26 protein-coding genes are annotated in these 26,990 nt (G+C 67.8%); 17 read left to right on the plus strand and 9 right to left on the minus strand.

Annotated features, from left to right (window positions below; genetic code table 11):
- Window positions 1–11 precede the first annotated feature (11 nt).
- Window positions 12–1,121 carry a phosphoserine transaminase gene (gene serC / locus AB0J16_RS52580; protein WP_358554655.1) on the minus strand — a complete coding sequence of 370 codons (1,110 nt, stop codon included), beginning with the start codon at window positions 1,119–1,121 and terminating at the stop codon, window positions 12–14.
- A gap of 128 nt (window positions 1,122–1,249) precedes the next feature.
- Here serC and AB0J16_RS52585 point away from each other — a divergent pair, with 128 nt between their 5' ends.
- Window positions 1,250–3,895 carry an ABC transporter substrate-binding protein gene (locus AB0J16_RS52585; protein WP_358554657.1) on the plus strand — a complete coding sequence of 882 codons (2,646 nt, stop codon included), beginning with the start codon at window positions 1,250–1,252 and terminating at the stop codon, window positions 3,893–3,895.
- A gap of 70 nt (window positions 3,896–3,965) precedes the next feature.
- Here the strand turns inward: AB0J16_RS52585 and AB0J16_RS52590 are convergent, their stop codons facing one another.
- Window positions 3,966–5,072, minus strand: a complete 1,107-nt coding sequence (locus AB0J16_RS52590) for a citrate synthase 2 (RefSeq protein WP_214643257.1) — start codon at window positions 5,070–5,072, stop codon at window positions 3,966–3,968.
- A 176-nt stretch (window positions 5,073–5,248) separates the two neighbouring features.
- On the opposite strand from AB0J16_RS52590, the gene pdxH reads away from it, so the two are divergent.
- Together pdxH and AB0J16_RS52600 are read left to right on the plus strand one after the other, a co-directional pair.
- The gene (gene pdxH, locus AB0J16_RS52595; RefSeq protein ID WP_225294082.1) at window positions 5,249–5,902 is read left to right on the plus strand and encodes a pyridoxamine 5'-phosphate oxidase; all 654 of its coding nucleotides are present in this window, start codon (window positions 5,249–5,251) and stop codon (window positions 5,900–5,902) included.
- A 10-nt stretch (window positions 5,903–5,912) separates the two neighbouring features.
- A complete protein-coding gene (locus AB0J16_RS52600; RefSeq protein WP_358554660.1) occupies window positions 5,913–7,181 on the plus strand; it encodes an MFS transporter in 1,269 nt (422 codons plus the stop codon).
- A gap of 31 nt (window positions 7,182–7,212) precedes the next feature.
- On the opposite strand, the gene AB0J16_RS52605 is transcribed toward AB0J16_RS52600, so the two are convergent.
- Window positions 7,213–7,830, minus strand: coding sequence for a UdgX family uracil-DNA binding protein (locus AB0J16_RS52605; RefSeq protein WP_357959821.1), 618 nt, complete (start codon window positions 7,828–7,830; stop codon window positions 7,213–7,215).
- Window positions 7,831–7,932: 102 nt separating this feature from the next.
- Between AB0J16_RS52605 and AB0J16_RS52610 the strand changes: the two genes are divergently transcribed.
- The 3 genes from AB0J16_RS52610 (at window position 7,933) to AB0J16_RS52620 (ending at window position 11,774) form a co-directional block, all read left to right on the plus strand.
- Entirely contained in the window at window positions 7,933–8,637 is a 705-nt protein-coding gene (locus tag AB0J16_RS52610) for a metal-dependent transcriptional regulator (protein ID WP_358554663.1), read from the plus strand.
- Window positions 8,638–8,760: 123 nt separating this feature from the next.
- Window positions 8,761–10,980: a SpoIIE family protein phosphatase gene (locus AB0J16_RS52615; protein ID WP_357959827.1), complete on the plus strand. Its 2,220-nt coding sequence runs from the start codon at window positions 8,761–8,763 to the stop codon at window positions 10,978–10,980.
- A 17-nt stretch (window positions 10,981–10,997) separates the two neighbouring features.
- Window positions 10,998–11,774 carry an alpha/beta fold hydrolase gene (locus tag AB0J16_RS52620; RefSeq protein WP_358554666.1) on the plus strand — a complete coding sequence of 259 codons (777 nt, stop codon included), beginning with the start codon at window positions 10,998–11,000 and terminating at the stop codon, window positions 11,772–11,774.
- Here AB0J16_RS52620 and AB0J16_RS52625 read toward each other — a convergent pair.
- The gene (locus AB0J16_RS52625) at window positions 11,771–12,139 is read right to left on the minus strand and encodes a hypothetical protein (protein ID WP_358554669.1); all 369 of its coding nucleotides are present in this window, start codon (window positions 12,137–12,139) and stop codon (window positions 11,771–11,773) included. The genes AB0J16_RS52620 and AB0J16_RS52625 overlap by 4 nt on opposite strands.
- 20 nt (window positions 12,140–12,159) lie before the next feature.
- On the opposite strand from AB0J16_RS52625, the gene AB0J16_RS52630 reads away from it, so the two are divergent.
- Window positions 12,160–12,588, plus strand: a complete 429-nt coding sequence (locus AB0J16_RS52630; RefSeq protein WP_357959835.1) for a MarR family transcriptional regulator — start codon at window positions 12,160–12,162, stop codon at window positions 12,586–12,588.
- Here AB0J16_RS52630 and AB0J16_RS52635 read toward each other — a convergent pair.
- A complete protein-coding gene (locus AB0J16_RS52635) occupies window positions 12,585–12,746 on the minus strand; it encodes a hypothetical protein (RefSeq protein ID WP_358554672.1) in 162 nt (53 codons plus the stop codon). The genes AB0J16_RS52630 and AB0J16_RS52635 overlap by 4 nt on opposite strands.
- A 158-nt stretch (window positions 12,747–12,904) precedes the next feature.
- Between AB0J16_RS52635 and AB0J16_RS52640 the strand changes: the two genes are divergently transcribed.
- Complete coding sequence (locus AB0J16_RS52640; RefSeq protein WP_358554675.1) at window positions 12,905–14,272, plus strand: S1 family peptidase; 1,368 nt, start codon at window positions 12,905–12,907, stop codon at window positions 14,270–14,272.
- A gap of 51 nt (window positions 14,273–14,323) precedes the next feature.
- Here AB0J16_RS52640 and AB0J16_RS52645 read toward each other — a convergent pair whose 3' ends face one another.
- Window positions 14,324–15,469, minus strand: a complete 1,146-nt coding sequence (locus AB0J16_RS52645) for an acyl-CoA dehydrogenase family protein (RefSeq protein WP_358554678.1) — start codon at window positions 15,467–15,469, stop codon at window positions 14,324–14,326.
- Window positions 15,470–15,631: 162 nt separating this feature from the next.
- Between AB0J16_RS52645 and AB0J16_RS52650 the strand changes: the two genes are divergently transcribed.
- The 6 genes from AB0J16_RS52650 (at window position 15,632) to AB0J16_RS52675 (ending at window position 21,745) form a co-directional block, all read left to right on the plus strand.
- On the plus strand, window positions 15,632–16,993 hold the full coding sequence (locus AB0J16_RS52650) for a hypothetical protein (protein ID WP_358554681.1): 1,362 nt from the start codon (window positions 15,632–15,634) through the stop codon (window positions 16,991–16,993).
- Window positions 16,990–17,775, plus strand: a complete 786-nt coding sequence (locus AB0J16_RS52655) for a class F sortase (protein WP_358554683.1) — start codon at window positions 16,990–16,992, stop codon at window positions 17,773–17,775. The genes AB0J16_RS52650 and AB0J16_RS52655 overlap by 4 nt, the downstream gene beginning before the upstream one ends.
- A gap of 234 nt (window positions 17,776–18,009) precedes the next feature.
- Window positions 18,010–18,771 carry a hypothetical protein gene (locus AB0J16_RS52660; RefSeq protein WP_358554686.1) on the plus strand — a complete coding sequence of 254 codons (762 nt, stop codon included), beginning with the start codon at window positions 18,010–18,012 and terminating at the stop codon, window positions 18,769–18,771.
- A gap of 5 nt (window positions 18,772–18,776) precedes the next feature.
- Entirely contained in the window at window positions 18,777–19,535 is a 759-nt protein-coding gene (locus AB0J16_RS52665; RefSeq protein ID WP_358554689.1) for a class F sortase, read from the plus strand.
- Between the two features lie 24 nt (window positions 19,536–19,559).
- Window positions 19,560–20,528: a hypothetical protein gene (locus AB0J16_RS52670; protein WP_358554691.1), complete on the plus strand. Its 969-nt coding sequence runs from the start codon at window positions 19,560–19,562 to the stop codon at window positions 20,526–20,528.
- A gap of 71 nt (window positions 20,529–20,599) precedes the next feature.
- Window positions 20,600–21,745, plus strand: coding sequence for an acetyl-CoA C-acetyltransferase (locus tag AB0J16_RS52675; RefSeq protein WP_357959861.1), 1,146 nt, complete (start codon window positions 20,600–20,602; stop codon window positions 21,743–21,745).
- Between the two features lie 125 nt (window positions 21,746–21,870).
- Here AB0J16_RS52675 and AB0J16_RS52680 read toward each other — a convergent pair whose 3' ends face one another.
- Entirely contained in the window at window positions 21,871–22,008 is a 138-nt protein-coding gene (locus tag AB0J16_RS52680) for a hypothetical protein (RefSeq protein ID WP_358554692.1), read from the minus strand.
- A gap of 753 nt (window positions 22,009–22,761) precedes the next feature.
- On the minus strand, window positions 22,762–23,076 hold the full coding sequence (locus tag AB0J16_RS52685; RefSeq protein WP_358554694.1) for a hypothetical protein: 315 nt from the start codon (window positions 23,074–23,076) through the stop codon (window positions 22,762–22,764).
- Between the two features lie 504 nt (window positions 23,077–23,580).
- Here AB0J16_RS52685 and AB0J16_RS52690 point away from each other — a divergent pair.
- The 3 genes from AB0J16_RS52690 (at window position 23,581) to AB0J16_RS52700 (ending at window position 26,116) form a co-directional block, all read left to right on the plus strand.
- A complete protein-coding gene (locus AB0J16_RS52690) occupies window positions 23,581–24,639 on the plus strand; it encodes a hypothetical protein (RefSeq protein WP_358554696.1) in 1,059 nt (352 codons plus the stop codon).
- A gap of 17 nt (window positions 24,640–24,656) precedes the next feature.
- Window positions 24,657–25,592 carry an inositol monophosphatase family protein gene (locus AB0J16_RS52695; protein WP_358554699.1) on the plus strand — a complete coding sequence of 312 codons (936 nt, stop codon included), beginning with the start codon at window positions 24,657–24,659 and terminating at the stop codon, window positions 25,590–25,592.
- 89 nt (window positions 25,593–25,681) lie between these two features.
- On the plus strand, window positions 25,682–26,116 hold the full coding sequence (locus AB0J16_RS52700) for a nuclear transport factor 2 family protein (RefSeq protein WP_358554702.1): 435 nt from the start codon (window positions 25,682–25,684) through the stop codon (window positions 26,114–26,116).
- Here the strand turns inward: AB0J16_RS52700 and AB0J16_RS52705 are convergent.
- Window positions 26,110–26,946, minus strand: coding sequence for an MBL fold metallo-hydrolase (locus AB0J16_RS52705; protein WP_358554705.1), 837 nt, complete (start codon window positions 26,944–26,946; stop codon window positions 26,110–26,112). The genes AB0J16_RS52700 and AB0J16_RS52705 overlap by 7 nt on opposite strands.
- Between the last annotated feature and the right edge of the window lie 44 nt (window positions 26,947–26,990).

Raw genomic sequence — 26,990 nt, forward strand, 5'->3', positions numbered from 1 at the left:
GGCGCGACGGGTCAAAGACGCTCGACCACGTAGTCGATGCAGACCGTCAGCGCCTCGACGTCGGCCGGGTCGATGGCCGGGAACATCGCCACGCGCAGCTGGTTGCGGCCGAGCTTGCGGTAGGGCTCGGTGTCGACGATGCCGTTGGCGCGCAGCGCCTTGGCCACGGCCGCCGCGTCCACGTCGTCGGAGAAGTCGATCGTGCCGACCACCTGCGAGCGGAACTCGGGAGCCGCGAACGGCGTGGTGTAGGAGGTCTTGTCGGCCCAGGTGTAGAGGCGCTGGGCGGAGTCGGCGGTGCGGGCGGTGGTCCAGGCCAGGCCGCCGTTGCCGTTCATCCAGTCGAGCTGGTCGGCCAGCAGGAACAGCGTCGCCACCGACGGGGTGTTGTAGGTCTGGTCCTTGCTGGAGTTGTCGATCGCCACCGGCAGGCTGAAGAACTCCGGCACGTAGCGGTCGGTGGCGGCGATCTCCTCGACCCTTGCCAGGGCGCGCGGCGACATGAGCGCGATCCACAGGCCGCCGTCGGAGGCGAAGCTCTTCTGCGGGGCGAAGTAGTAGACGTCGGTCTCCTCGATGGACACGGGCAGGCCGCCCGCGCCGGAGGTGGCGTCGACGAGCACCAGGGAGTCGTCAGAGCCGACCCGCTTGATCGGCATGGCGACGCCGGTCGAGGTCTCGTTGTGGGTGAGCGCGTAGACGTCGATGCCGTCCTCGGCCACCGCGGCCGGGTAGGTGCCCACCTCCGACTTGATCACCGTCGGCTCGCCGAGCCAGGGAGCCTTCTTGGCGACGGTGGCGAACTTCGAGGAGAACTCGCCGAACGACAGGTGCTGGGACCGCGCCCGGATGAGCCCGAAGGAGGCGATGTCCCAGAACGCGGTGGTGCCGCCGTTGCCCAGCACGACCTGGTAGCCCTCGGGGAGCGAGAACAGGTCGATGAGGCCGGCGCGTACGCGGCCGACCAGGTTCTTGACCGGCTTCTGGCGGTGTGAAGTGCCCATGACGCTCGCGCCGGAGGCGGCGAGCGCGGCCAGTTGCTCGGTGCGAACCTTCGAGGGCCCGCAGCCGAAGCGGCCGTCGACGGGCTTGATGTCAGCGGGAATCACGATGTCAGCCACCTGACCAAGGGTACTTACCCGAGGAGCTTGCCTGGACCCGGGTCCGGATCCTGAGAAATGATGAACCATTTCCCTCGATCATTCGTTGGACCAGCAACACGGGGTGAGGTCCGGCTGGAGGAGTCCGGGTGGCCGATCTGCGGAGTGTCGTCGAAGCGTTGATTCGCCGGCCGGTGTTCTGGCGGGCCGACCCGCCGTTGCCCACGGTGCTCGTGACGGGCCCTGAGGCGCTCGCCGCGGCCAAGCTGCTCGCCGAGCCGTTCCAGGACTCCGTGCCCTACGCCCACGTCAAGGAGGGCGCGCACAAGTCGATCCAGGAGCTGGTGGAGGCTCTGGCGGGGGAGCAGGGCGAGCTGGGCAACCCGGTGGGCGGGTCGCTGCTGCCGCCGCCGCGCTTCCCACTGGCGCGGTTCGTGCTGTGGGCGAGGAAGCAGCGGCACCTGCCGCCGCCGGGCAACAAGTCTGAGGGCTGGCTGCCGGCTCCGGGCACGCACACGGGCTACCGGATGTTCAAGGAACGGCTCAAGGATTGGCAGCGGAGCAGCCGCGACAGCGACCGGGGGCGCAGGACCTCGGCCGACTTCCTGGCGCGCGCCGCGACGACCTGGGTGCCGGTCGGCACGCTGGCCGTCTGGTGGTTCAACGGTCCCGCCGATCTCGTCGGCCTCGCTCCGTGGGTGCTCGGCCTGTTGGTGGCCGCGCTCGGCACCACCGGCCAGGCCTTCTTCTCGATCAGGGGGACACTGTTCACTGGCTGGCTCCGCAATCAGCCGTATATACGGCGGGATCCGTTCGAGGGGCCCGCCAAGTACGCGCTACGCCTGGCCAATGCCAAGGGCGCGGATGACGACGCGGATGTCAAGCGTGACGACACGGACGTCGAACGGTTATTGGTCCACGCGCTGATGCGCGACCTCCGCGAGGCGTACAAGAAGTGGATCATCCCGTGGCCGAGCTGGGGCAGGGGGCTGTACGCCCTGCTGCTGATCGAGGTCGTCGATCCCGACGGGGTCAACGCGCGGTTCCTGCGGCTGGTGGAGGAGACCACCAGGACGACCGGGTTGCTGCCGCCGATGGTCGTGCTGGCGGCCGTGTCCTCCGTCCCGCCCGGACCGCCGATCGGGACCGCGGAGCTGGGCCAGTTGCCCGAGGTCGTCGGGCGGTGGCGGGCCGCGGCCCGGTTCCGCGTCCCTGACCTGAGGATCGGCATCCGGGCCACGGACATGCCCGCCGTCGGGGAGTACCCGCCGGTGCTGCCGCGCAGGAAGCGGGCCCTGGCCTATTGGACGGCCATAGGGCTGCTGCTGGTCCTGCCGTTCGCCCTGGTCTTCTGGGTGCAGCGGGACAGGGCCGCGCACTGCGGCGGCCTGCAATGGGCGGAGCGGAGCGGCACCGAGTGCGTCGGCATCGTGAACGCCACCGGCGCCACGCCGAACGACCTCTTCGACGGTGCTGTGAAGGACCTGGTCAAGAAGATCGACGCGAACAACGCATACGCCATCGGCTCGGGACGGTACGTCAGCGTGGTCCTGTTCGGCGAATTCTCGATCACGAAGACGGAGGCGAACGACACCCGGCTGTCGACCGCCCTGTCCGAGCTGGAGGCGGTGGAGGAGCAGCAGCGGACCGCCAGCACCACGCCCCGGCTGCAGGTGCTGATCGCCAACGCCGGCGACAACTTCCGCCACGGCCGCCGGACGGCGCAGCTCATCACCGAGCTCGCCGCGCGGGACCCGCACGTGGTGGGCGTGATCGGCCTGCCGCGCAGCGTGGAGGGCGTCAGCCAGGCGATCGAGGAGTTGCACCTGGCGAAGATCCCGATGGTGGCGACCACGGCGACGGCGGACCGGATCGGCTACGTCGGCGACTCCGCCGACGGCAAGCGGCCCGGCCAGCCGTCCCCCTACTACTTCCAGGTGGGGCCGACCAACTTCCGTGAGGCGACGCTGGGCGCGCGGTTCGCCCGGCGCATGCTGCTCGCGGACGTGGACAAGCCGTCCGCGGTCATCGTCCAGGACGAATCGATCACCGACCAGTACACGAAGAACCTGGCCGACGACTTCGGGACGGCGCTGAAGGCGCAGGGCATCACGGTCAAGGAGCCGAAGGACTACAACGTCGAGTCGGGCGGCATCCAGGAGGCCGCTGTGGCGGCCTGTGGCCTCAAACCGGACGTGTTCCTCTATGCCGGGCGGGCTTCGGAGTTCCTCGGCTTCCTGACCTCAATAGAGGGCAGCGGCTGCAAGGACGCGAAGGTGCTCGCGGGCGACGACGTCGTCAGGGCGATGGCCGACCACGCGGGTGAGATCGCCCACATGAAGCAGATGGAGGTCTACTACGTGGCGCTGGCGCACCGGGCGCTGTGGAACCAGAGCGCCACCAAGCAGACCGCGTTCATCAGCGGCCTGCTCGCGGGCGCGCACCCGAAGTCCTCCGACGACAATCTCATCCTCACCTTCGACGCGGCCAACGTGCTCTACCAGGCGGCCAGTACCGCCTACCGGGCCGGAGCGCAGGAGGGCGGCGGCCTGCCCAGCCGGGGCGACATCCTGTACCGGCTGACCCGGCGGGTCTGGAACGGCTCCAGCGGGAAGATCGACTTCGGCTCCGCCGATCTGCACGCCCCGGTCGACAAGGCTTTCGCGATCATGAAGGTGGACGTGGCGCGAGCGGGCAACCCGAAGCCGGTCGTCCGCTGCGGCTCGCTGGACGCCACCGAGCCGCCCCCGAAGGACGCCGTGTGCGCCGGCCTGCCCGACACCGCGCCCCAATGAAGCCCGGATGAAATGAAAGTACGGCTGCCGCGTCGAAACGCGGCAGCCGTACGAACAGCGGGTCGAGACGTCAGATGGTGCCGACGACCTCGGAGGCGCCGGGAACGTCGCTGAGGGGACGCGACGCCGGGCCGATGTACTTGGCGCTCGGGCGGACCAGGCGGCCCGTGAGCTTCTGCTCCAGGATGTGCGCGGCCCAGCCGGCCGTACGGGCGCAGGTGAACATCGAGGTGAACATGTGCGAGGGCACCTCGGCGAAGTCCAGCACCACGGCCGCCCAGTACTCGACGTTCGTGGCGAGCACCCGGTCGGGCTTGCGCGCGTGCAGTTCCTCCAGCGCGGCCTGCTCCAGAGCGGCGGCGACCTCGTAACGAGGCGCGTTGAGCTCCTTGGCGGTACGGCGCAGCACCCGCGCGCGCGGGTCCTCGGCACGGTAGACGCGATGGCCGAAGCCCATCAGCCGGCTGCCCTTGTCGAGCTCGCTCTGCACGTACTTCTTGGCGTCGCCCAGGTGCTCGACGCCTTCGATCATGTGCAGCACCCGGGCCGGAGCACCGCCGTGCAGCGGGCCGGACATGGCGCCGACGGCACCGGAGAGCGCGGCGGCCACATCGGCGCCGGTGGAGGCGATGACCCTGGCGGTGAACGTGGAGGCGTTCATGCCGTGCTCGGCGGCCGAGGTCCAGTAAGCGTCGATGGCCTTGACGTGGTTGGGGTCGGGCTCGCCACGCCAGCGGACCATGAACCGCTCGACGATGGTCTTGGCCTCGTCGACGCGGCTCTGCGGCACCATCGGCAGGCCGAGGCCGCGCGCCGACTGCGCCACGAAGGACAGTGCCATCACGGAGGCGCGCGCGAGCTGGTCGCGGGCCTCCTCGTCACTGATGTCGAGGAGCGCCTTGAAGCCGTAGGCCGGGGCCAGCATGGCCAGCGCGCTCTGTACGTCTACGCGGATGTCACCTGAGTGGACAGGAATGGGGTACGGCTCCGCCGGGGGCAGGCCCGGCTGGAACTTGTTGTCGACCAGCAGGCCCCAGACGTGCCCGAAGGGGACACGGCCGACCAACTCCTCGATGTCGACACCCCGGTAGCGAAGGGCGCCCCCTTCTTTGTCCGGTTCCGCGATCTCGGTCTCGAAAGCTACAACGCCCTCGAGGCCGGGTTTGAAGTCGGACATTCTCGGCCGCCTCCCTTTCTTGCCATGTTGCGGCAATGCCTTGATGTCGAGATACCGGCGGGTCAATTTAACCCCCTACCCGCCCGTGGTCGGTCTCCGGACCCGCCGGAACGCGAAAGCCGCTGGTAGGGAGTGTTGTGTGGGATCTGCCACCAAGCGCGCAAGAATACCGTCTCGTGGATGCCACCTCGCGCCCGCCCGCGCTGGCGGGGCTTCGCCGTACGTATGAGGGCGAGCCGCTGCTCGAAGCCGATCTCTCCGCCGATCCGATCACCCAATTCGCCACCTGGTTCCAGGAGGCGCTCACGGCCGGCCTGCCGGAACCGAACGCCATGGTGCTGGCCACGGCCTCGGCCGGCGGCCGGCCGAGCGCCAGGACCGTCCTGCTGAAGGGCTATGACGAGCAGGGGTTCGTCTTCTACACCAACTACGAGTCGCGCAAGGGCCGCGACCTGGCCGAGAACGCCCGCGCGTCGCTGCTGTTCCCCTGGCACCCGATCCGCCGCCAGGTGCGGATCGAGGGCACGGTCGTACGGCTCTCGCACGAGGAGTCGGCCGACTACTTCAACTCCAGGCCGTACGGCTCGCGGATCGGGGCCTGGGCCTCTCGCCAGTCCGCGGTCGTGCGGTCCAGGGAGGAGCTGGACGCCCGATACGACGAGCTCGCCGCCCGATGGCCGGAGCATCCGCCCGTGCCCGACTTCTGGGGTGGGTTCCGGGTCAGCCCGCTGGAAGTGGAGTTCTGGCAGGGGCAGCTTGACAGGATGCATGACAGGCTGCGCTACCGGCGAACCCGCCCCGGATGGGTTCTGGAGAGGCTTGCCCCTTAATGTGCCTAAAGTGGCAATCGGGGAGCTGGTCAAGCGTCATCTCATAGACATACGGCCGCTGGGCGTTCCCACCTATAGGCGTCTCTGGTCCGGTCAGGCCATCGCCAACATCGGCATCGGCGTGACCGTCGTCGCGGTCAGCAAGCAGGTTTGGGACCTCACCCAGTCCTCTTTCTGGGTCGGCCTGCTGGGTCTGGCCAACCTGCTCCCGCTCATGGTGTTCGGGCTGTGGGGCGGGGCGTTCGCCGACGCGGTCGACCGGCGCCGGCTGCTGATCACCAGCTCGCTCATCTCCTGGGGCGCGACGCTCTTCATCCTGGCCCAGGCCCTCCTCGGCCTGGGCAACGTCTACCTGCTGCTGCTCGCCGCGGCCGTGAGCGCCACCGGGTTCGCGATGACCTCGCCCGCCCGCGGCGCGATCATCCCGAGGATCCTGCCCGCCGAGCTGGTGCCCGCCGCCAACGCGCTCAACTCGCTGGTGTTCGGGTTCGGCGCGATCATCGGGCCGATGATCGCGGGCGTGCTGCTGGCCTGGCAGGGCTACGCGCTGGCGTACGGGATCGACGCGGTGCTCTTCACGGCCAGCTTGTACGCGGCGATCCGGCTGCCCCGGCTGCTCCCCATGGGCGAGATCCAGCGGCCCGGCTGGCGCTCGGTGATCGACGGCCTGCGCTACATCGCGACCGGGCCGGTCCTGCTGATGTCGTTCGTCGTGGACATCATCGCGATGGTGTTCGCGCTGCCCAGGGCGCTGATCCCGCAGGCCGTGTCCGAGCGCTTCGACGGCTCGCCGATCGCGCTCGGCTGGCTGTCGGCCGGCATGGCCATCGGCGCGGTGCTCGGCGCGCTCGGCTCCGGCTGGGTGGGCCGGGTACGCCGCCAGGGGGTGGCGCTGACGGTCACGATCGCGCTCTGGGGGCTCAGCGTGGCCGCGGCCGGGTTAGCCCAGCAGCTCTGGCTCATGGTCGTGCTGATGGCCGTTGGGGGCGTGGCCGACATGGTCTCGTCGGTCTGGCGGCAGTCCATCCTGCAGCTGCACGCTCCCGACGAGATGCGCGGGCGGATGCAGGGGGCGTTCATGGTCGTCGTGGCGGGCGGGCCGCGCCTGGGCGACCTGCGGGCCGGGGTGACCGCCGTGTGGTTCGGGCTGACGTGGGCGTGGGTGGGCGGCGGGCTGGCGTGCGCCGTCGCGGTCCTGATCGTCGGCCTGTCGGTGCCGAGCTTCCGGAACTACCGGGCCGGTTCGCCGACGGTCAGCCGACAGTCAGCCGACGGTTAGCCGTACGCGCGGCTCGGGCGGTGCCCATGGATCAGGCGGTGCGCGCGGCCACCTTGAGATCGGCGAGGAAGCCCGCGTACGCCTCGTCCCGGTCAGGAGCCCGCAGAACAGCCGACGGGTGGATCGTGGCGACCGCCAGCGCCTCGCCCAGCGGGACCGGCTCGCCGCGCTGCCTCGTCACCCGGAAGTCCTTGCCGAGCAGCGCCCGCGCGGCGGTCGCGCCGAGCACCACGACCACCTTCGGATGGACCACGGCCAGCTCGGAGGCCAGCCAGGGGTGGCAGGCGTCGATCTCGGCGGCCGTCGGCTTCTGGTGGATGCGCCTCTTGCCCCTGAGCGTGAAGGAGAAGTGCTTGACGGCATTCGTCACGTAGACGTCGTCGCGCTCGATGCCCGCCTCCTCCAGCCCTCGATCCAGCACGCGCCCCGCGGGGCCGACGAACGGCGCGCCCTGGCGGTCCTCCTGGTCCCCAGGTTCCTCACCGACCAGCATGAACCGCGCGCCGGCCGGGCCCTCGCCGAACACGGTCTGGGTGGCGTTCCTGAACAGGTCGCAGCCCTGACACCCGGCCGCGGCCCGCCGCAGCGCGGCGAGATCGAGGCGGTCGGGAAGGAACCGGGCTGCCCCGGTGTTGTCGTCCATCACCATGGTCGCTCGTTCTCCCCATAGGGTTCCCGTGTGACTTCTGTGCCCGTCGCCGACGGGTCCAGTCCATGCCCTGACCGGCGTAGCATTCAGTTGGGAGGAGCCTTGACCGCACACGGCCTGATCGACACCACGGAGATGTACCTCCGCACGATTTTCGAGCTCGAGGAGGAGGGCATCGTCCCGTTGCGCGCGCGCATCGCGGAGCGGCTCCAGCAGAGCGGTCCCACCGTGAGCCAGACCGTGGCCCGGATGGAGCGCGACGGCCTGGTCCGCGTCGAAGGTGACCGCCACCTGTCGATGACCGATCTCGGGCGCACCCTGGCCACGCGCGTGATGCGCAAGCACCGGCTCGCGGAGTGCCTGCTGACCGAGGTGATCGGCCTGCCCTGGGAAGACGTGCACATCGAGGCGTGCCGCTGGGAGCACGTGATGTCCGAGTCCGTGGAGACCCGGCTGGTGACGCTGCTCGACAACCCGACGGTCTGCCCGCACGGCAACCCGATTCCCGGGCTGGGCGAGCTGGGCGCCAGAGAGCCCATAGAGGGTGGCCCCAGCCTCTTGACGTCCATGTCCGACCTCGCCGGACCAAGAGATATACCCGTGGTCGTGCGGCGAATTAGCGAACAAGTGCAAAGCGATCCTGCTGTGATGCTTAAACTCAAGCAAGTTGGGATACAACCCGGACGCGAGGTGACGCTCGCGGCGAGCGACGACGGTGTGCGGGTGACAGGTGACGGTGACGCGAACGACACTCTCGCGGAGCTTCCGCGTGACGTTGCCGCGCATGTTTTCGTCTCCAGGCGCTGACTCGCCCGCTACTCCTTGGTTGAATCCCTATTGGGAGGCCCTCCACTCCCGGCCGGTCGACGCTGTTGCAGGAGTGCCCGTGGTTCGCATTGCGCACATGCCCTCCCTAGGAGTGGTCTCCGGATGAAGCGTTGGGGGGATGTGTCCCAGGAAGAGGCTGATCATCTGGCGGCTGAATCCGTGCTTGATCATGCCGAGATGGCGGTCGTGGTGACCGACCGTTTCAGCAATCTCCTCTATTGGAACCCGTTCGCCGAGAAGCTCTTCGGCCGCCCGTCGAAGTCGTCACGTGACACCTCGATGCTGTCGCTGGGCATCATGGAGAAGGACCACCCGCTCGCCATCGAGCTCACCAAGCATGTGCTCAAGGGCGGCGTGTGGGAGGGCACCTTCGACGTACGGCGGGGTGACGGCACGATCGTCTACGTCCGCGCCCAGGCCGTGCCGTTGCGCCACCCCTCGGGGTCGGTGACCGGCATCGTCGTCACCGCCCGCGAGGCGCTGCGCAGCAACGAGCGGGAGAAGGACCGCTTCGGCCTGCTGGAGCGCATCGGCGAGCGGCTGGCCGGCTCTCTTTACGTCGAGGAGACGCTCAAGCGGGTGGCCGAGATGCTCGTCCCGCAGTTCGCCGACCACTGCTTCATCGAGTTGATGGAGGGCGATCGGCTGGTCCGGCGGGTCTCGCAGCACGTACAGGGCTGGAGCCCACCGGCCGGCACCTGGAAGCCCGTGGGCGCGGAGATCCGCTACCCCGCCTCCCACTACGCCGACACCGCGCTGCGCCGCCAGGAGACCATCCTCGTCGAGGACTTCGCCGTCAGCAGTTTCCCGTCGCCGAGCGAGGGCAGCGCCAAGCTGTGCGGCGAGGTCGGCATGACCTCCGCCATCGTGGCCCCCCTGTGCGTACGCGGCGAGACGCTCGGCCTGATGTACCTCGGGCTGTCCAACCTGACCGACCGCCGCAGCCCCCACTACGACGCCTTCGACCGCGACTTCGTCGGCGCCATCGCCACCCGGGTCGCGCTCGCGATCGACAACGCGCTGCTGTTCGAGGAGGAGCGGCACACCGCCGAGTCCTTCCAGAAGCACCTGCTGCCGCGCGCGCTGCCCCAGCTCGACGGCCTGCAGATCGCGGTGCGCTACTACCCGGCGGCGCCGCTCGCCTCCCACGGCCAGGGCATCCAGACCCAGGTCGGCGGCGACTGGTACGACGTGATCCCGCTGTCGGCCGGTCGCGTCGGCATCGTCATCGGCGACGTGGAGGGCCGGGGCGCCAAGGCCGCGGCCATCATGGGCCAGCTCAGGGCGGCGCTGCGGGCCTTCGCGCAGGACGACAAGTCACCGGCCGACATCCTGGCCAGGCTCGACGAGTGGACCCGCATCATCGCCACTCCCGAGAAGGACGACAGCGGCGCCGACATCAGCGTCCCGCCGATCGTGACCTGCCAATACCTCGTCTACGACGCCTGGTCGCGGCAGCTGTCGTTCGCCAACGCCGGGCACGCGCCGCCGTTGCTGCTCGTCGACGGCCAGTGCGTCGAGCTCGACATCGAGGAGGTCGGCCAGCCGTTGGGCGTACGCGCCAAGGGCCTGCACGCCGACCTCGTCTACAAGGAGGAGACGCGCACGCTGCCGCCCGGCGCGGCGCTGCTCCTCTACACCGACGGCCTGGTCGACCGCCGCCCCGGCCGTGACGGCCGGATGCCGAGCGACGAGGAGACGCTGGGCGTCCTGTGCGAGAAGCTGGCGAAGATGGCCGACGCCGAGGTGGAGCGGGTGGCCGACGCGGCGACCGTCGCGGTGCCCGGCGAGATCGACGACGACATGGCGATCCTGGTGGTCCGGTCGAGCGAGTCGGACCTCGACGTCGAGGAGCGGACGTTCCCGGCCCAGCCGATCATGGTAGGCGAGGCGCGCCGGATGGCCTCCGAGGCGTTCGGCGGCTGGAACGTCCCCGAGGAGCGCGCCGAGCTGGCCTGCCTGCTCGTCTCCGAGGTCGTCACCAACGTGGTGCTCCACGCGGCCCACGGAAGCGTGCCGCGTAGGGAGCTGGTCGTCGAGGGGCCGCCGCTGCCGTTCGAGGAGTCGTGGGACGTGCCCGGCTTCGAGGACGAAGTGGTGAGCGACAAGGAGTTCACGCTGCGGCTGCGCAGAGGCGAGGAGTCGGTCTGGGTCGAGGTGTTCGACCAGGACCTGCGCCTGCCGCGGATCCGCAGCGCGGGGGAGAACGACGAGGGCGGACGGGGCCTTTACCTGGTGGACCAACTCGCCAGGCGCTGGGGGTCGAGACCCACCAGGGAAGGCAAAGCGGTCTGGTTCGAGATTCCCACCCGTAGCCGCTGAGTGATTGGCTCGAAGCCATGGACCTGGCCTTCGAACGACGCGGCACCGGCGAGCCACTGATCCTCCTGCACGGCATCGGGCACCACTGGCAGGCATGGCTGCCGGTCATGGACCGCCTCGCCGCCTCGCGTACTGTCATCGCCGTCGACCTGCCCGGCTTCGGCGTCTCACCCGGCCTGCCCGACGGCACGCCGTACACCGCGGAGTCGCTCGCCGACGCGGTCGAGTCGTTCTGCGCGCTGCTCGGCGTGCGCGAGCCGCACGTCGCGGGCAACTCCCTCGGCGGCTACATCGCGCTGGAGCTGGCCTCGCGCGGCGTGGTCCGCACCGCCACCGCGCTGTCGCCCGCGGGTTTCTGGTCGCGCTCCGAGCTGCTGTACTGCCGGTCGGTGCTGCGCGCGCTGCGGGCCACGGCCAGGGCGCTGCCGCCGGAGCAGGCCATCGGGCTCGCCGAGAACCCCCTCGGCCGGGCCCTGTCGGCCGGGCTCCTGGTGGCCCATCCGTCCCGGCTGTCGCCGACGGCGCTGATCGCCGCCACCCAGGCGCTGGGCGGTGCGCCCGGCTTCGACGAGACGCTGGAGGCGTTCGCCGGAGTGATGCCGCCCGCGCCGCCCAAGTCGCCCATCACGATCGCCTGGGGCGAGCACGACCGGCTGCTGCCGCGCCGCCAGGCCGTACGCGCCGCCAGGTGGTCGGGGCAGCGGGTCAAGCTGCTCAAGGGCTGCGGTCACGTGCCGATGAGCGACGATCCGGGGCTGGTGGCCCAGGTGCTGCTGGAGGGCAGCGGAGGTTAGGCGGCCTCCAGATTGGCGGCCATCTGGTTCAGGACCGCGAGGGTGGTCTGGAAGTCCTGCGTGCTCACGCCCTGGATGGCGAGTTGCCTGAACTCGGCCACGCGATCGAGGACCGCCGCGTGGGCCGTCTTGCCCTCCTCGGTGAGGGCGGTGCCGGTGATCCATCCCTTGGCGGTCAGCTCGCGCACCGCGTCGCCGACGCCGTCGAACGCCTTCAGCGCCTCGTACGGGTCGTCGCCCTCGGACACGGCGTTGAGTGCCTGCCATTGGCGGCGCGAGAGGTCATGGTCGTGGAGGGCGCGGGCCATCGTGTCCTCAAGGAGGGTGTGGACATGCTTGAGGAGGAAGCCGATTCTTCGGTTCATGGATGTATAATAGCAACTATATGTACGATGACAATGAAATTGCCGCAGTCGAGCGCGCGATGGTCGCCATCAGGCGCAGGCAGAGCAGGCGCGCGCTGGCGCGGCTGCAGGGCGCGCCGGGTCCGGAGTTCGAGGTGCTCGACGTGATCGAGTCCGCGAGCGCGCCCGCCACCGTCTCCACGGTGGCCGAGGCGCTCTCGGTCGACCAGCCGAGGGCGAGCAGGCTGGTGGCGGCGGCCGTCGCGGCCGGCCTGGTCGAGCGGCGGGCGGACCAGGCCGACGGGCGCCGGGCGCTGCTCGTGCTGACCGACGCCGGCCGGATCGCACTGGAGCAGGCACATCGCGGCAGGCAGGCGGCGTTCGCCGAGGCGATGACGGGATGGTCGGACGCGGAGCGCGCGGAGTTCGCGCGGCTCCTCACCCGCTTCGTCGAAGGGCTGCCCGGCTAGCGGACCGTCTGCCCATAGATGAGCAGCATGACGATGACGAAGACGATCATCACCCCGACGTAGCCCACCGGCCCCAGGCGTATCGCACGCCGCACGCGGTTGAGGCCCCAGGCGAACAGCAACGCCAGGAAAACCAGCAGGATCAGGCCGCCGTACATGCTGACCAGTATGCGGTGTCGGGGCGCTTCGCGTGCGGTTCACCGGCTGCTGATCTTGACATGAGTCTGACGATCCGGAACCCTGGGCGATCTTTGATCGCCCTTCACCGAGGAAGACAACCGTGCACTTATCACGTGGTCAACAGTGGATCCGCGTCATGGCAGTGGCCGCCCTCGTGGTCACCCCCCTTGCCGGAGCGAACGCCCCAGCCGCGGCGGCCGACGACACGATCGTCCTGCCCCTGGAGACCCAGCCCCAGATCAAGCGTCCCACCCTGGACGGCATCAAGCGCGCGGCCGCGAACCAGCGCGGCACTCTTGAGGCGGCCGTCGAGGCGTACGTGGCCGAGACCGCCGCCACCTCACCCACGGCTTGGGCGAACCAGCCCGACGGCAGAGCGAGCATCCCCGACGTCATGGTCGACGACCTGTCAGCGGTAGAGCTGGACGACCTCGCGGCCCTCGCCAAGGACACCGGGACCGGCTTCGCCGAGACGATCGATCGGCATGGTTGGACGTCGGCCTACCGGAAGGTCGCGGCCGAGCTGGAGGAGGCGTTCCCGCAGGAGTTCTCCGGCGCGGTCCGGGCCGAGGACGGCTCCAGCGCGTGGTTCGGTTTCAAGGACGCGATCCCCGAGCAGGCGGTCGCGCTCGCCAAGACGCTTCCCGCAGAGGTGCGGCTGGTCGGCGGGCGCGGCTTCTCGGAGGCGGAGCTGGCGACGGCTTCGGAGAACGCGCACGAGGCCGCGATGGCGGACCCGGCGGTCGCGGGGGCGAGCACGTACTACGAGATCGAGACCGGCGTGATCCATGTCTCCGCGGAACTGCGGGAGACGGGGATGCCGCAGGCCGAGCGGGACGCCGTACGCGACCGGCTCGCGTCCGCACGGACTCTCAGCACGGGCATGAAGGTCGAGGTCGAGGTCTCTTCCCTGCCGGCCTCGGTCCCGCAGGACGATTACCTCCGCGGTGGCGGCTACCTGACCGGATGCACCGCGGGGTTCAACCTCAAGTACGTCACCTCCAGCACCAAGCGGATCGGCACGGCCGGGCACTGCGGTTCCACCGAGTTCAGCACGTACAAGAATCACAGTGCCGACGGCGGATCGACGGGCGTCATGGAAATCTGGTCCCATCAGGGGAAGTGGGGCGACATCGGGTATTACGACACCGGCGGCTTTACGCCCACGCGCACCTTCTACTACGACTTCAGCAAGAAGCGTTACGCCGACTCCCGTTCAGGCATGCCGGCGGTCGGTGACACGGCCTGCAAGTTCGGCAAGATCAGCGGGCGCGTGTGCACCAGCGTGCGCTACCGCAACGTCTCGGTCAACTCGCTGCGGCACATGGTCGTCTCGAACTCGACCGACTGCGCCAGCGGCGACAGCGGTGGCCCCTGGTATCACGGTGGCATGGCCATGGGCATCCACCAGGGCCTGATTCGCAAGTCCGGTGACACCTATCGGTGCTCGTTCACGCCGGCGTACCTGTACCAGAACAGAAACTACGACGTCTGGCAACGCTGACCACGGACGCATGACGCCCTCCTCGGTCGGAGGGCGTCGTGCGTCCGGGTTCTAGAACCCGAAGGACCTTCCGATGATCTCCTTCATGATCTCGGTGGTGCCGCCGTAGATGCTCTGGACGCGGCTGTCGATCCATGCCTTGGCGACCGGGTACTCCATCATGTAGCCGTAGCCGCCGTGCAACTGGAGGCAGCGGTCGATGACCTTGTTCTGGAGCTCGGTGGTCCACCACTTGGCCTTGGCGGCGTCGACCACGGTCAGCTCCTTGGCGTTGAGCGCCCGGACGCACTTGTCCACGTAGTGGCGGGCGATCTCCGTCTCGGTGGCCAGCTCCGCCAGGACGAACCGGGTGTTCTGGAAGGACCCGATATTTCGTCCGAAAGCCTGACGGGACTTGCAGTACTCGATGGTCTGCTCCAGCACCGTCTCCGCCGCCGCGACCGCCGCCACCGCGATGGACAGCCGCTCCTGCGGCAGGTTGTTCATGAGCTGGAAGAAGCCCTGGCCCTCTTCGGCGCCGAGCCGGTTGGCCACGGGGACGCGGACGTTCTCGAAGAACAGCTCGGCCGTGTCCTGCGCCTTCATCCCGATCTTGTCGAGATTGCGACCCCGCCCGAACCCCTCCATGCCCCGCTCGACGACCAGCAGCGTGGTGCCGCGCGCCCCGCCCGCGGGATCGGTCTTGGCGACCACCACGACGAGGTCGGCGTTGATCCCGTTCGTGATGAACGTCTTCTGCCCGTTGACCAGGTAGTGATCGCCGTCAAGGACCGCGGTCGTCCTGACCCCCTGCAGGTCGCTCCCGGCGCCCGGCTCGGTCATCCCGATCGCCGTGATGAGCTCGCCGCTGACGAACCCGGGCAGCCAGCGCCGCTTCTGCTCCTCGTCCGTCAGATCGACGAGGTACGGCGCCATGATGTCGTTGTGCAGCCCGAACCCGAGCCCTGACGCGCCATGCCGGATGATCTCCTCGACGATGACCGCGTTGAACCGGAAGTCGGTGACACCGGCTCCGCCGTACTCCTCGGGGACGGAGAACCCGAACAGGCCGATCTCTCCGGCCTTCTTCCACACATCACGCGGGACGATGCCGTCCTTCTCCCACTGGCCGTGGTGTGGCACGACTTCACGGGCCATGAACTCGCGCACGGTCTCCTGGAAGAGCAGGTGCTCCTCGTCGAAGAGGTCTCGCCGCATCAGTCGCCTCCAAGTGGGGGTGGTCGTGCTGGACAGAATACGATTCTGTTGCCGGTTTGCGGGGGCGGACACGGGTTCATCACAAGTGCCGGTAGTTGCGGTCTTCGGCGGATATCGACCCTAAGATCGACCTTCGGCCAACTGTGTTGATCGGAGTGTGCCGTGAATCGGTGGAGTAAGGCGTTCATCGCCGCATCGGTCGGCATGGCGGCGTCGGCCGCGTTCGTGGTGTCATCCCCCTCAGGGTCGGCGGAGTCCTCGCTCGTCGCGAAGTACCTCTGCACGAGTGGTGTCGCCGGTACGAACGGCGTGCAGCTGGAGGCCACGATCACGCCCAAGATCGCCGCGGGCGGCATGCTGGACGTCGAGTGGGCGCTGAAGTATCAGGGCACTCGCCGGTTCGGTTCACCGGGCTTCTTCGAGGCCGGATCCACGCTGAACCTGGAGGGCGTGGTCGACATCACCGGCGCCTGGAACGGTCAGCTCCGCCCGAAGGGCAGCAAGGACCAGGCCGAACTCGTGCCCGGTGACCAGTTAGTGCTCCCCGACGGACTGTCGGACGCGGGCCTGGTGAAGCGGACCGGCACCATCCGGGTCAGGCCGGGCGGGTTGGTCGTCAGGTTCCAGCCCGCCGAGGGCGAGGTGATGGTCAACAACCACGAGAGCATCACCTACTCCAGCGGCTGGCAGCGGATCAACACGGAGAAAGTGTTCGGCGATTACCTCTACGACCTGCACAGGACCGACCAGCAGGGCGAGAGCGCGAAGCTGTCCTTCACCGGCACGCAGGTCGCCTACATCGCCCGTCGGGATCGGGCCCTCGGCGACGTGCGCGTGCTCCTCGACGGCGCCACCGTGACCGATGGGCTGGTCAAGCCGAGCAAGGACCGTGACGGCAGCGATATGACCGGCTCCAGGTCCCAGGAGGACCTCTGGGAGTCACCGGTGCTCCCCTACGGACCCCACACGATCGAGATCACCAACACCGAGGCCAAGGTCGCCAACGTGGACGCCTTCCGGGTGCGCACCGCCAACCTGGGCGAGCCGCCGACCCACGACGAGGCCACGTGCGCGCTGCAGAACGACCCCGGCGCCATCGACGTGCCGGTGCCCGGCGCCACCCCCACCTCGCCGACCCCCACCTCGAGCCCCACAGTGACCACGCCCACCCCGACCGGTCCCACCGGCACGCCGACCACGGGCCCGACCACACCCACCCCCACGCTCCCGCACAACAACCCGCCGGGCACGAACGACAACCTGGTGAGCGTGATACCGGGGGGCGTACGCACCAGTACGAGCACGGCGACCCCCAAACCGACCACGACCAAGACCACGTACGTCAAGGCGCAGGTCGCCAAGACCCCCAAGGGCGGGGTCGACTCCGGTGAGGCGCCCGAGCCGCCGGGCGGCGGGTCGTACGGGCTGATCGCGGGCGGCTCGATGCTGCTGATGGGCAGCGCCACAGGAGGGCTGCTGCTACGGCGGCGCAAGGCCGAGCATGCCGGAGGAGTCGAGTCATGACCGAGCAGAAGCCGCTGCTGAACAGGGCACTTCCCGGGCTGCTGATCGCCGGGTCGCTGGGCGGGGTGGGCGCCATCATGGTCGGCCTGCTGTCGCTGGCGCCGCCCGTGGACGACGGCTCGGGTCCCGGGCCGCAGGCCCAGCAGCCGGGCGACACGGTCCAGATCCAGAACGCGGCGGGCGCCTTCGTCCTGCCGCCGACCGTGGGCCCCGGCGGCAAGAACGTGCCGCTCACCCCCGCCCGCCTCGACGCGCCGCCGCCGCTGGCCGCCGCCCCGGTCGTCGCGGCCATCCCGCCGGCCAAGACCAAGGCCGCGAAGGCGAAGGCGAAGCCGTACCGCATCAAGATCCCCAAGATCAAGGTCAACGCCACGATCGGTTCGGTCACTGTCGACCTCAAGGGCAACCTCACGACCCCGCCGCTGACCAAGCCGGGCCTCACGGGTTGGTACAAGTTCTCGCCGGTCCCGGGCGAGCTCGGGCCCGCGGTGATCAACGGCCACGTGAGCACCAAGAAGGGCGCGGCGGTGTTCTACCGGCTCTCCGAGATGGCCAAGGGGGATCAGATCTACGTGTACCGGTCGGACAAAAAGGTGACGCGGTTCACGGTGAGTGGAGTCGAGCAGGTCAGCAAGTCCTCGTTCCCGACGGCTCGGGTATACGGGAACACGAAGAACGCGCAGCTCAGGCTGATCACTTGCGGCGGCGTCTTCAACAAGACGGCCCACAGTTACACGGACAACATCATCGTGTACGCCACCCTGTCCAAGAAGAAGGGGTAAGGGTGGCAAGTGCTTGCTTGTAGGGTTTACGCGAACTTCACAGGGACAGTTCGTATCATCGCTACCTAACCGTGACCAACGGCTGGGATTCTGATACGCCTGTTGATACTGCGCGCTGAACGGAGAAGGACAGTGCTGACGTCCAAGGCGAGGCATCGCCTCGCCCTCAAGGCATCTGGCCTGGCCTTAGCGGGTGCGGGTATCTTCTGGGTCGTTCCGACGATGGCCTCCGCGATGGCCACACAGGTTGATGTGCCCTATACGTGCAACGGCACCAGCTATCCGTTCCGGATGGAGCTGAAGACTCCAGCTGTGGCGATCACGCCCAGCGCCACTGTGACGGTCACCTGGGACATCCAGCAGCCCACGGCCACCGCGAGTCAGCTCCCGGCAACCGCGCAGATCACCGCCAACAGCACGGTCGTCGCTGAGGGCACCATCAGCCCCAGCGGAACCCCGATTCCGTCGACGCCGGTATCTGTCGGCGCGACCGCCACCCCGCTGACAGTCGTTTCATCGGGCTCGCCCATGCCGCTGCCCACGATGGCGCTGGTAGTGAAGCCGACCGCCACCGGAACGGTCGCGATCAAGGGTGGCAATTTCGCGCTGAAAGTGAACGGCACCACCTGGTACACCTGCCAGCCCGGAACCTCCGGCGGACCGTCCATGAACCTCGTCGTCGCGACCGGAACCACCCCCACGGGTACCCCGACTGGCAGCTCCACCCCAAGCACCACCCCCACTCCCACCCCCACGCCGACACCCACCCCCACCCCCAAGCCCACCAAGACGCGCACCGCCTATGTCACCAAGACCCCCACGGCGACGAAGACCACCACCAAGAGCTCCAAGACTCCCAAGGCCGGAGCCGACACAGGTGGTGGTGGTGACATGGGTCCCGACGGCAGGATGGTCGTGCTGACCGGCTCCGCACTGATACTCGCCGCCGGCGTTGGAGGACTCTTCATGCGTCGCCGTTCCGCCACCAGAGGCTGATCGAGGTGGCCGGACAGTACCCCTACGGGGGCGAGCCGCCGCAGGACAGGGGCAGCACCGTACTCAGGTCGGTGCTGATCCTCGCCGCCGTGGCCGGCGTGGTGACCGTGGTGGCCGGGCTGCTGATCGTGCTCCGTTCGCCCGAGGAGTACGGCCTGGCCAGCCAGCGGGACACGCTGCCTGTCACCGTGCAGCCCGACGGCAAGGCGACGGGACAGCCGGCGCAGGCCCTGTTCAAGGCGGCCCCGACGGCGCCGCCGCCGCTGCCGCAGCCGGACCCGGCGCCCCCGATGCTGCCGTCCACTCCGCAGCGGATCGTGATCAAGCGGCTGGGGATCAACGCGCCGGTCGAATCCCTTGGCCTCGCCAAGGACGGGACGATCCAGGTGCCGGCGGCCGACAACCCCAACCTGGTCGGCTGGTACCGCAACATGTCCACCCCCGGCGAAGCCGGTCCGGCCGTGATGCTCGGGCACAAGGACACCCGGACGCGCAGTGCCGTCTTCAGCCGCCTGTACGAGATCCGCTACGGCGACACCATCGAGGTCAAGCGGCAGGACCGTACGACCGCGGTGTTCACCGTCGGCGGCGTCGAGCAGGCGAGCAAGAAGACGTTCCCCACCCAGCGCGTCTACGGCAACCAGCCCAACGCCAACGCCCAGCTCCACCTCATCACCTGCGGCGGCACGTACAACCGCAGTATCGGTCACTACACCGACAACATCATCGTCTATGCGACGATGACAAGCTCCTATCGAGGCTGAACGCGGAGGCGCGTCATGGGCTGGATGGCAAAGCGGAGACTGCGTACTGGCCCGACGGCGGCACTGCCCGCCAAACCGAGCCAGGCGGATCTCCTGCGACTGGTACGGCTGGCAGACCCGGAGGCCCGCGAGGACGGCGCCGACATCGTGGCGGTGGACGTCCGGGTGCACGCCCCAGTAGAGGCCGACCCCGAGTTGGTGGGCGGCGAGCTGGAGCAGGTGTGGGCCTGCCGGGTGGTGGCGGAGGGCCCGCTGCCGTTCGACTACTTCGACCGCTACCTGGCCGAGGGGATCGCCTTCCGCCTCGGCGGGCTGGCCGTGTGCAGGGGTGAGGTGACCGACCCCGCCGACAGCGATCGTGGCGGCCCAGCGGTGATCCTTCCGGAACGGCCGACGCCGGATGAGCTGCGGGCGGTGCTGAGCGGCCTCGACGACAGCCCGAAGGCCGACGTGGGTGACGAGACCGACAGCGACGACAGCGCTACGGACGACACCGCACCCGAGGACACCACTACTGCCGACGCCACGCCCACAGAGGCCGGTACGGGTGCGACCGCCGGCACGGAAACCGACGCGGCCGCGAAAGCCGAAACCGACGCGGACGCCGAAACCGACGCCAACGCTGAAGCTGAAGCTGAAGCGAGCGCCGACGCCGAGACCGAAGCAGCCACCGAAGCCACCGAAGTCGCTGAAGTCGCCGAGGTTACCGCTGCTCCTGGCGACGACATAAAGCCGGACGACATCAACCCGGACGATTTCCTCTACACGGTCGGCGACATACGGGTCCTCGTGGTCCCGGAAAAGGGCCGTCCGCCCGCCGTACAGGAGCTCCTGCCCTTCGCCACCGAGCTGACCGCGATCGAGCTGCGCGGCGACGACCCCGAGAAGGTCGGCGCGCTCGCGCTGCGTCTGGCCGACGCGCTGAACGGGCTGATCGTGGACCGGTGGCGGTTCCGGATCGACGCGGCGGAGGACCTTCTGCCCCCAGGGTGACGGGGCGTAGAGCATCGTTCTGTTGTAGTCTCTCCCTAATAACCGAACAATGCTCGGTTTCAGGAGGCACTGTGGCAGAGGCGTACATCGTCGGGGCGGTCCGCACCCCGGTCGGCAAGAAGAAGGGCGGCCTTTCCACCGTCCACCCCACTGACCTGGCCGCTCACACGCTGAAGGCGCTGATCGACCGCACCGGCGTCGACCCCACCGCGGTGGAGGACGTCATCATGGGGTGCGTCATGCAGTTCGGCCCCCAGAGCATGGACATCGCGCGAAATGCCTGGCTCTCGGCGGGACTGCCGGAGACCACGGCCGGTGTCACCATCGACCGGCAGTGCGGCTCCTCGCAGCAGTCGATCCACTTCGCCGCGCAGGGCGTCATGTCCGGCACCCAGGACCTGGTCGTGGCGGCCGGTGTCGAGTCGATGAGCATTGTCCCCATGGGCTCGTCGATCACGGCCGCGCTGGAGAAGGGCATGCCGTTCCCGTTCGGCGACATGTGGGTCGAACGGTACGGAAAGCAGGAGATTTCGCAGTTCCGCGGCGCGGAGCTGATGTGCGAGAAGTGGGGCTTCAAGCGCGAGGAGCTGGAGCGGTACGCCTTCGAATCCCACCAGCGGGCCGCCAAGGCCATCGCGAACGGCTACTTCAAGGACCAGATCGCGCCCATCAACGACGTCTCCGACGACGAGGGACCGCGGGCGGACACGACGCTGGAGAAGATGGCCGGACTGAAGACGCTCAAGGAGGACGGCCAGATCACCGCCGCCACCGCGTCGCAGATCTCCGACGGCTCGGGCGCGGTGCTGATCGCCTCGGCGCAGGCCGTGAAGGACCACGGGCTGACCCCGCGCGCCCGCATCCACCAGCTCGCGCTCATGGGCGACGACCCGGTGTACATGCTGACGGCGCCGATCCCGGCGACGCGGCGGGCACTGGACAAGGCCGGCATGTCGATCGACGACATCGCCGTCACCGAGATCAACGAGGCGTTCGCGCCGGTGCCGCTGGCCTGGATGAAGGAGCTCGGCGCCGACCCGGCCACCGTCAACCCCAACGGCGGCGCCATCGCCCTGGGCCACCCGCTGGGCGGTACGGGCGCGATCCTGATGACCAAACTGCTGCACGAGCTGGAGCGTACGGGCGGCAGATACGGCCTCCAGACGATGTGCGAGGGCGGCGGCCAGGCCAACGTCACCATCATCGAACGCCTCTAACGCTGCTGACGGTGACACGACGGTGCCCCGGCCCTCTGAACGAGGGACCGGGGCACCGCGGGTTGTGTGCGGCGCGCCCATGGCGTTGGGTCGCGCGCCGCACTTACTACCATCCCGGTAGTGGACTAGCGTCCCTTGGACGGGATCCGCCTGGGCGGCGCGATGGGCCGCTGCGGCATCCTCGGCATCTGCCGGGGCACCGGCGGCGTCTCCTGCCCGGGGAGGTTCTTACCGTGCTTCTTCTTGCCTGAACGAACTCGCATGAGAAAGCTCCTTTACGTAATTCACGACGCGGCCAGGGCCGGTCGACAAGCTCAGCTGCCGCGTCTGGACGAGGTCGGCGGGCATACACACCGCCGAGCGGGGCCGAGTGGCCGGGGTTGGAAACCCCAACGAATTACAGGTAAAAGCGCATGTCACTGACCCTATGCTTCGTCCGGCGCGCTCCGCAACCGATTATTCGCGCCGCGTTCCGCATGGGCCTGTCGCCCTACGCACCCGCCGATGCCCAAGCCCATCTCGTACGGCCAGCCTGGCTGCCCCTCTCCTCAGCAGACGAGACCGACCAGCAAGGCGTTCCACTGCGCCTCCGCCTGCCCGGCACTCCATCGGTCGCTTTCATCGACGATCCCCTTCTTCGGGCCGTTTCGAGTACGTCGTATGAACCGCTGACCGCCTGCCTGGCACAGCTCGTAGAAGGGACTTGTGCACTCGCAGGTCCACGCGACGACGCGCACCCCACGGCCGCCGTCACGGGGCGCGTTCCACACCAGTCGCTCGGCATGTGACTGCGCGCGGGACGTGTGTGGACTGATGCAGTGCGGAGGAAACCACGCTTGATCAATCGCCCAGGACACTCCGAAGCACCTCGCTTTCGCCCGCACGCCCTTGCCGCATAGGCAGACGTGCCGTTCTTCGTAGACATCTCCACCCACGCCACCGCCGCCCCGTCATCGATCACCTCGATGTAGACCGTTTGGGGGCTCGCGCGCCGCCGCGCAGTCCTCCGACCACGCTCATTGACCGACCCTGAAGTTCACCTCTGACAGAACCTCAGCGATCACAGGCGACCACGGGTGACGTTCGAGCAGTTCCCGGTACCGTTCGCCGACCAGACGCGCCACCGACGACACCCCGTCAAACGGACATCCGGTGTAGACCCATCGCCCCGTCTTGGGATTAACCTGACCGGTCCACCAGATATAGCGCCAAACGCCATCAAGACCGCACTCGACCCAGACGACCAGATCAATCCAAACGGACACCAGCGCGATGCCGTAGCCGTCGTGCACGTTCGTCGCGATTCCCTGCATCGCCAGCTGATCGCGCAACCGGCAGGCGACATCTACTGCCGGACTCTGTGCAGCCGCTCTCCCGCTTGTTGGGGCCATAGCCGAACGTTCAGGGGCGGTTCTCATCTTGGCCATAGATCAGGTCTCCTCCTGATCGAGGGAGCCGTACGGTGTGTCTGCGCCTCCCGGCGCCGGGGGGATGGTCAGGCCTCGTAGTTGCGAGGACCTTGGAGCGGCCCTATGAGGCCCGAATCCGCCCACGTCGGAGAAGCACAAAGACTGGTTTGAGATAGCTCTTAACGCCTCCGACCGTAGAACCAGGCAAGCCACGCTCACACCTATGAGCGAGTCCGTAATTAATCGGATCTCGGGGCGGCCTTGACCTGCTTGTTTTCAGGGTCTTGAGCAATTGCCCATTGAGATGGGTAATCTAGGGCTGAAACTGTGAGGAGGCGAGCGATGTCTAGCCGCCCAAGAGTCGGAGACAGTCCCCAGGCGCAGGGGCGCAAACTCGCACGTATCGGTAGAGAACTATGGCAAGAGATGGGTTCGGTTAAAAAGTCAGCAATCGGGCTGATGGCCCTATATTCCGATATACCCAGCCTTCAGGCATATCGCTATGCGTGCGGTCTCTCCCAGGTTCAAGCGGCCGAGCGGTACAACGAAGTGACGGATCACCAAACCAGTCTGGGCGGCACCACCATCAACGCTTGGGAAACATGGGCGCGTGAACGGGGAGGGGCTGGATCTCCTCCGAACTTCTCAAGCCTGCTTATCCTGGCCACCGCCTATGGGCAGGGTCCTCTAGGAGTGGCGAACGAAGACATCTCTCCCAGCGATCTAATTGCGGAAGCCTACGAGCGCCTCACGATCGAAGACCAGATTTCGCTGAAGCAGTTCACCGCAGCCAACTCATCACGTCGGCCAGCTGAGCCGCCGGCGCGGTTGGAGGGACAGCCGACCACGCCAGCTTGGGAATCGGACTCTCTTGACGGCAGCATCACCGGCCCCGACTTCAATCTGGCGGTTCCAACTGTTGAGTACGGAAACCCGGAGATCTGCGTCTACTCTCTGCCCAACCCCAAACCGGGCCAGTTGCTAAACCTGAGCTGGTCGTCTTTCGGCTATGGCCTTGAAAGGCTTATTCAGCAGATCAAGAACATAGGACGTCGCGTAGACGTCGATGCCTGCTTCGGGATCAACGAAGCCGGGCTGGTCATGGCAACATTCTTCGCATCGGCTCAATTCGGGCGTTGCCCCATCGGATATCTCAAGTGCAACAAAAGCCGCGACTTCATTGCCCTCGATCCGGCCTCGACGTACCCGGACCTGCCAGAGGCTCCATCAGTCGTCCTGTGCGACTTTGAGGTCAAGCACGCGGACGTGGTCGGCTTCATCGCCGGGGAGATCCGCAGACGCTATCCAGGCGCGGAGGTCTACTTCGCCGTCTTCGGTGCTATGACCAAGGAACGGAATCTCGAAGTAGCCAGTTTTGATGACCTGACCGGCGCAGACATCATGCGAGCGGCAGACTTCAAAGCCGTGTTCATCGCCGCAACGATGAGTCCACCGGGAATCGAACCGCCCCTAGAACTACGCTGACAAAGCGGAGGTGCATCGTGACGTCCCAGCCCCCACTATCCGGCATCGTCCAGCAGCTCGCGGACGTTGTGGCGACGGTCATCCGTGAGCTTCGCCCCCGGCTGATCCAAGCTGCGCTATCGGGTGACCGCTCAGAGAGCCAGAACCTTCGACATGCCGACAACTTCCTGTCGGAGTACGACCTGTGGATGCACAGACGCTACCGGGAACTCCTGACACAGATCCTTCCCTCGTACGTCTATGCCTCCGAGGAGGCGGACCCCCAGGTCATCGGCGACGATCCAGACCCAGACCTTTGCGTCCTGGTCGATCCACTCGACACGAGTGAGCTGGCGGTCCGGGCCTTGTACGGCTACACGCATGTCCTGGTCTACTCACGGAGCCTCGCACGTCCCATCGCGGCCGTAGTGGGTGACATCTTCCACCACCTACAGATCTATACCGCCGCCCGCGACGATGCCGGACAAGAGCGGGCCTTCGTCTTCACCCAGGATGGCGCGTCCTATCCACTGCGACTCAACCGGTCTGCTCAGTTGCCAGAGTCACTGATCACGAACTATTTCATGAAGCCTTCTGAGCGCTTCATACCGCTCGCTCAGCAGACTCGCCTGATAGAGCAGTTGGGTCGGCTCTCTCAAGATGGTGTCAGCCGAGGCAGGATCGGCGTTGACTTCGGCTCGATAGGGCTGTGCCACGTCGCGGCAGGTTTCAGCGACGCCATGATTGAGTTCGCCAAGGGCTTCGCCACCTGGGATCTCGCCCCTGGGCACTACATCCTCCAGGCGGCCGGAGGGGTGGTCCTCGATCTTCAAGGCCGCCCCCTACCGCTGGACTATGGGTTCGGCACCATGGCCGACATTCGGAAAGCCATGGACCGCCGAATCAAGTTTGTCGCCGCCTCCCGTCTGCCCCTTGCCCAAGACATCCTCTCCGCCATGACCTGCCAGCCCTAATGATCATTGCCTGAGCAGGCTCCACCGTCCGGTGACCATGTTCGAATATGGCCGGTCCCCGTGCTGGGAGCCGGTCTACACTCCCCGGCATGGTCTCCGAACAGAACCGCGAGCTGGTAAAGCAGGCATGGCGCTCATTTTCGAGTCGGGACAAGGACTTGATCGCCAGCTTCTTCACTCAGGACGCGGAATGGCTGGCCCCGCCCGGCAACGCGACCGCCGTGGCGCTCGGTGCGACGCACCACATGGTGGGCAGGGACGCCATCGTCCACTTCCTCACCGTCGACTTCCCGCGTATGTTCGTCGCCGATGTGGCGGTAGATTTCCGCGGGTTCTACGCTGACGGCGATGTGGTCGTGGTGGAGGAGACCATGCAGGCCACGCTGGCAGGCGGCAACGCCTACCGCAACGATTACTGCTTCATCTTCCAGCTGCGAGACGGGTTGATCCACCGGGTGCGCGAGTACATGGACACTGCCAAGGGGCATCGCATGGTGTTCGGGGACGCGCCCAGCGATCAGTGAGCCGTCCCGTCGCGCTCGCTTCTTTGGGCGAGGCGCTTGGCTTGCCCGTTGTGCACGTCGCTTACCCACTCCCAGCCGGGCTTGGCCGATGGGCCGATCCGCGGGTCATCGGGAACATGGCCCTCACGCAACGCGAGCACGTACGCCCGATCCCGCTCGATCCGCGCGTGTGCCTGATCAGCTCCACCGACTGACCCGTGGCCAGGGACGACGACATCGACGTCGCCCGCCACGCCCTCCAGCAGCCGCAGCGCGGCGAGGTAGTCCTCAATCGGGTCAGCGGTGCCGTTCAGGTCGAGCATCGGAACCAGGACATCAGAGAGCATGTCGCCGGCGACGAGAACCCCGCGTTCTTCGACGAACAGCGCCGCATGGCCCGGTGCGTGCGCTTGATGCTCGATGATCCGGACTTGAGGGCCATCCCATGGAACCTGTGCCGTCTCGGCGGGCAGGCCGGTGATGAGGCCGAGCAGCTCCAGCGGGACCTTCCCGGCGATTTCCGTCTCGAGCAGGTGGTCGGCGATGTGGGCCTTCGCATCCGGGTCGGAAAGCTGATCCCGGACACTGGCCGCGCAGCGGGCCGTGCCGTAACGAGGGGCCGTGCCGAGCTGGGCGGTCCACAATAGGTGATCCCAATCCGGATGCGTCGAGAAGCCTGCCACAACGGTCTGGCCCGAATCGGACAGGTCGTTCGCGAGGCAGGCCATTTCGTGGTCCTGCACCCCGGGGTCGATGAGCAACGCGCCGGCCCGACCGTGCACGACAACTGCGTTGCTCTGGCAGAACTCGCTCTCGTGGATCAGCACACCCTCCGCGACCTGCCTCAGCACGGGTTGCCCCTTCCGCTTGTAGTTTGCAATCGCTTTCGCGACCG

The sequence above is a fragment of the Nonomuraea sp. NPDC049750 genome (genome assembly GCF_040659625.1).
GTDB lineage: Bacteria > Actinomycetota > Actinomycetes > Streptosporangiales > Streptosporangiaceae > Nonomuraea.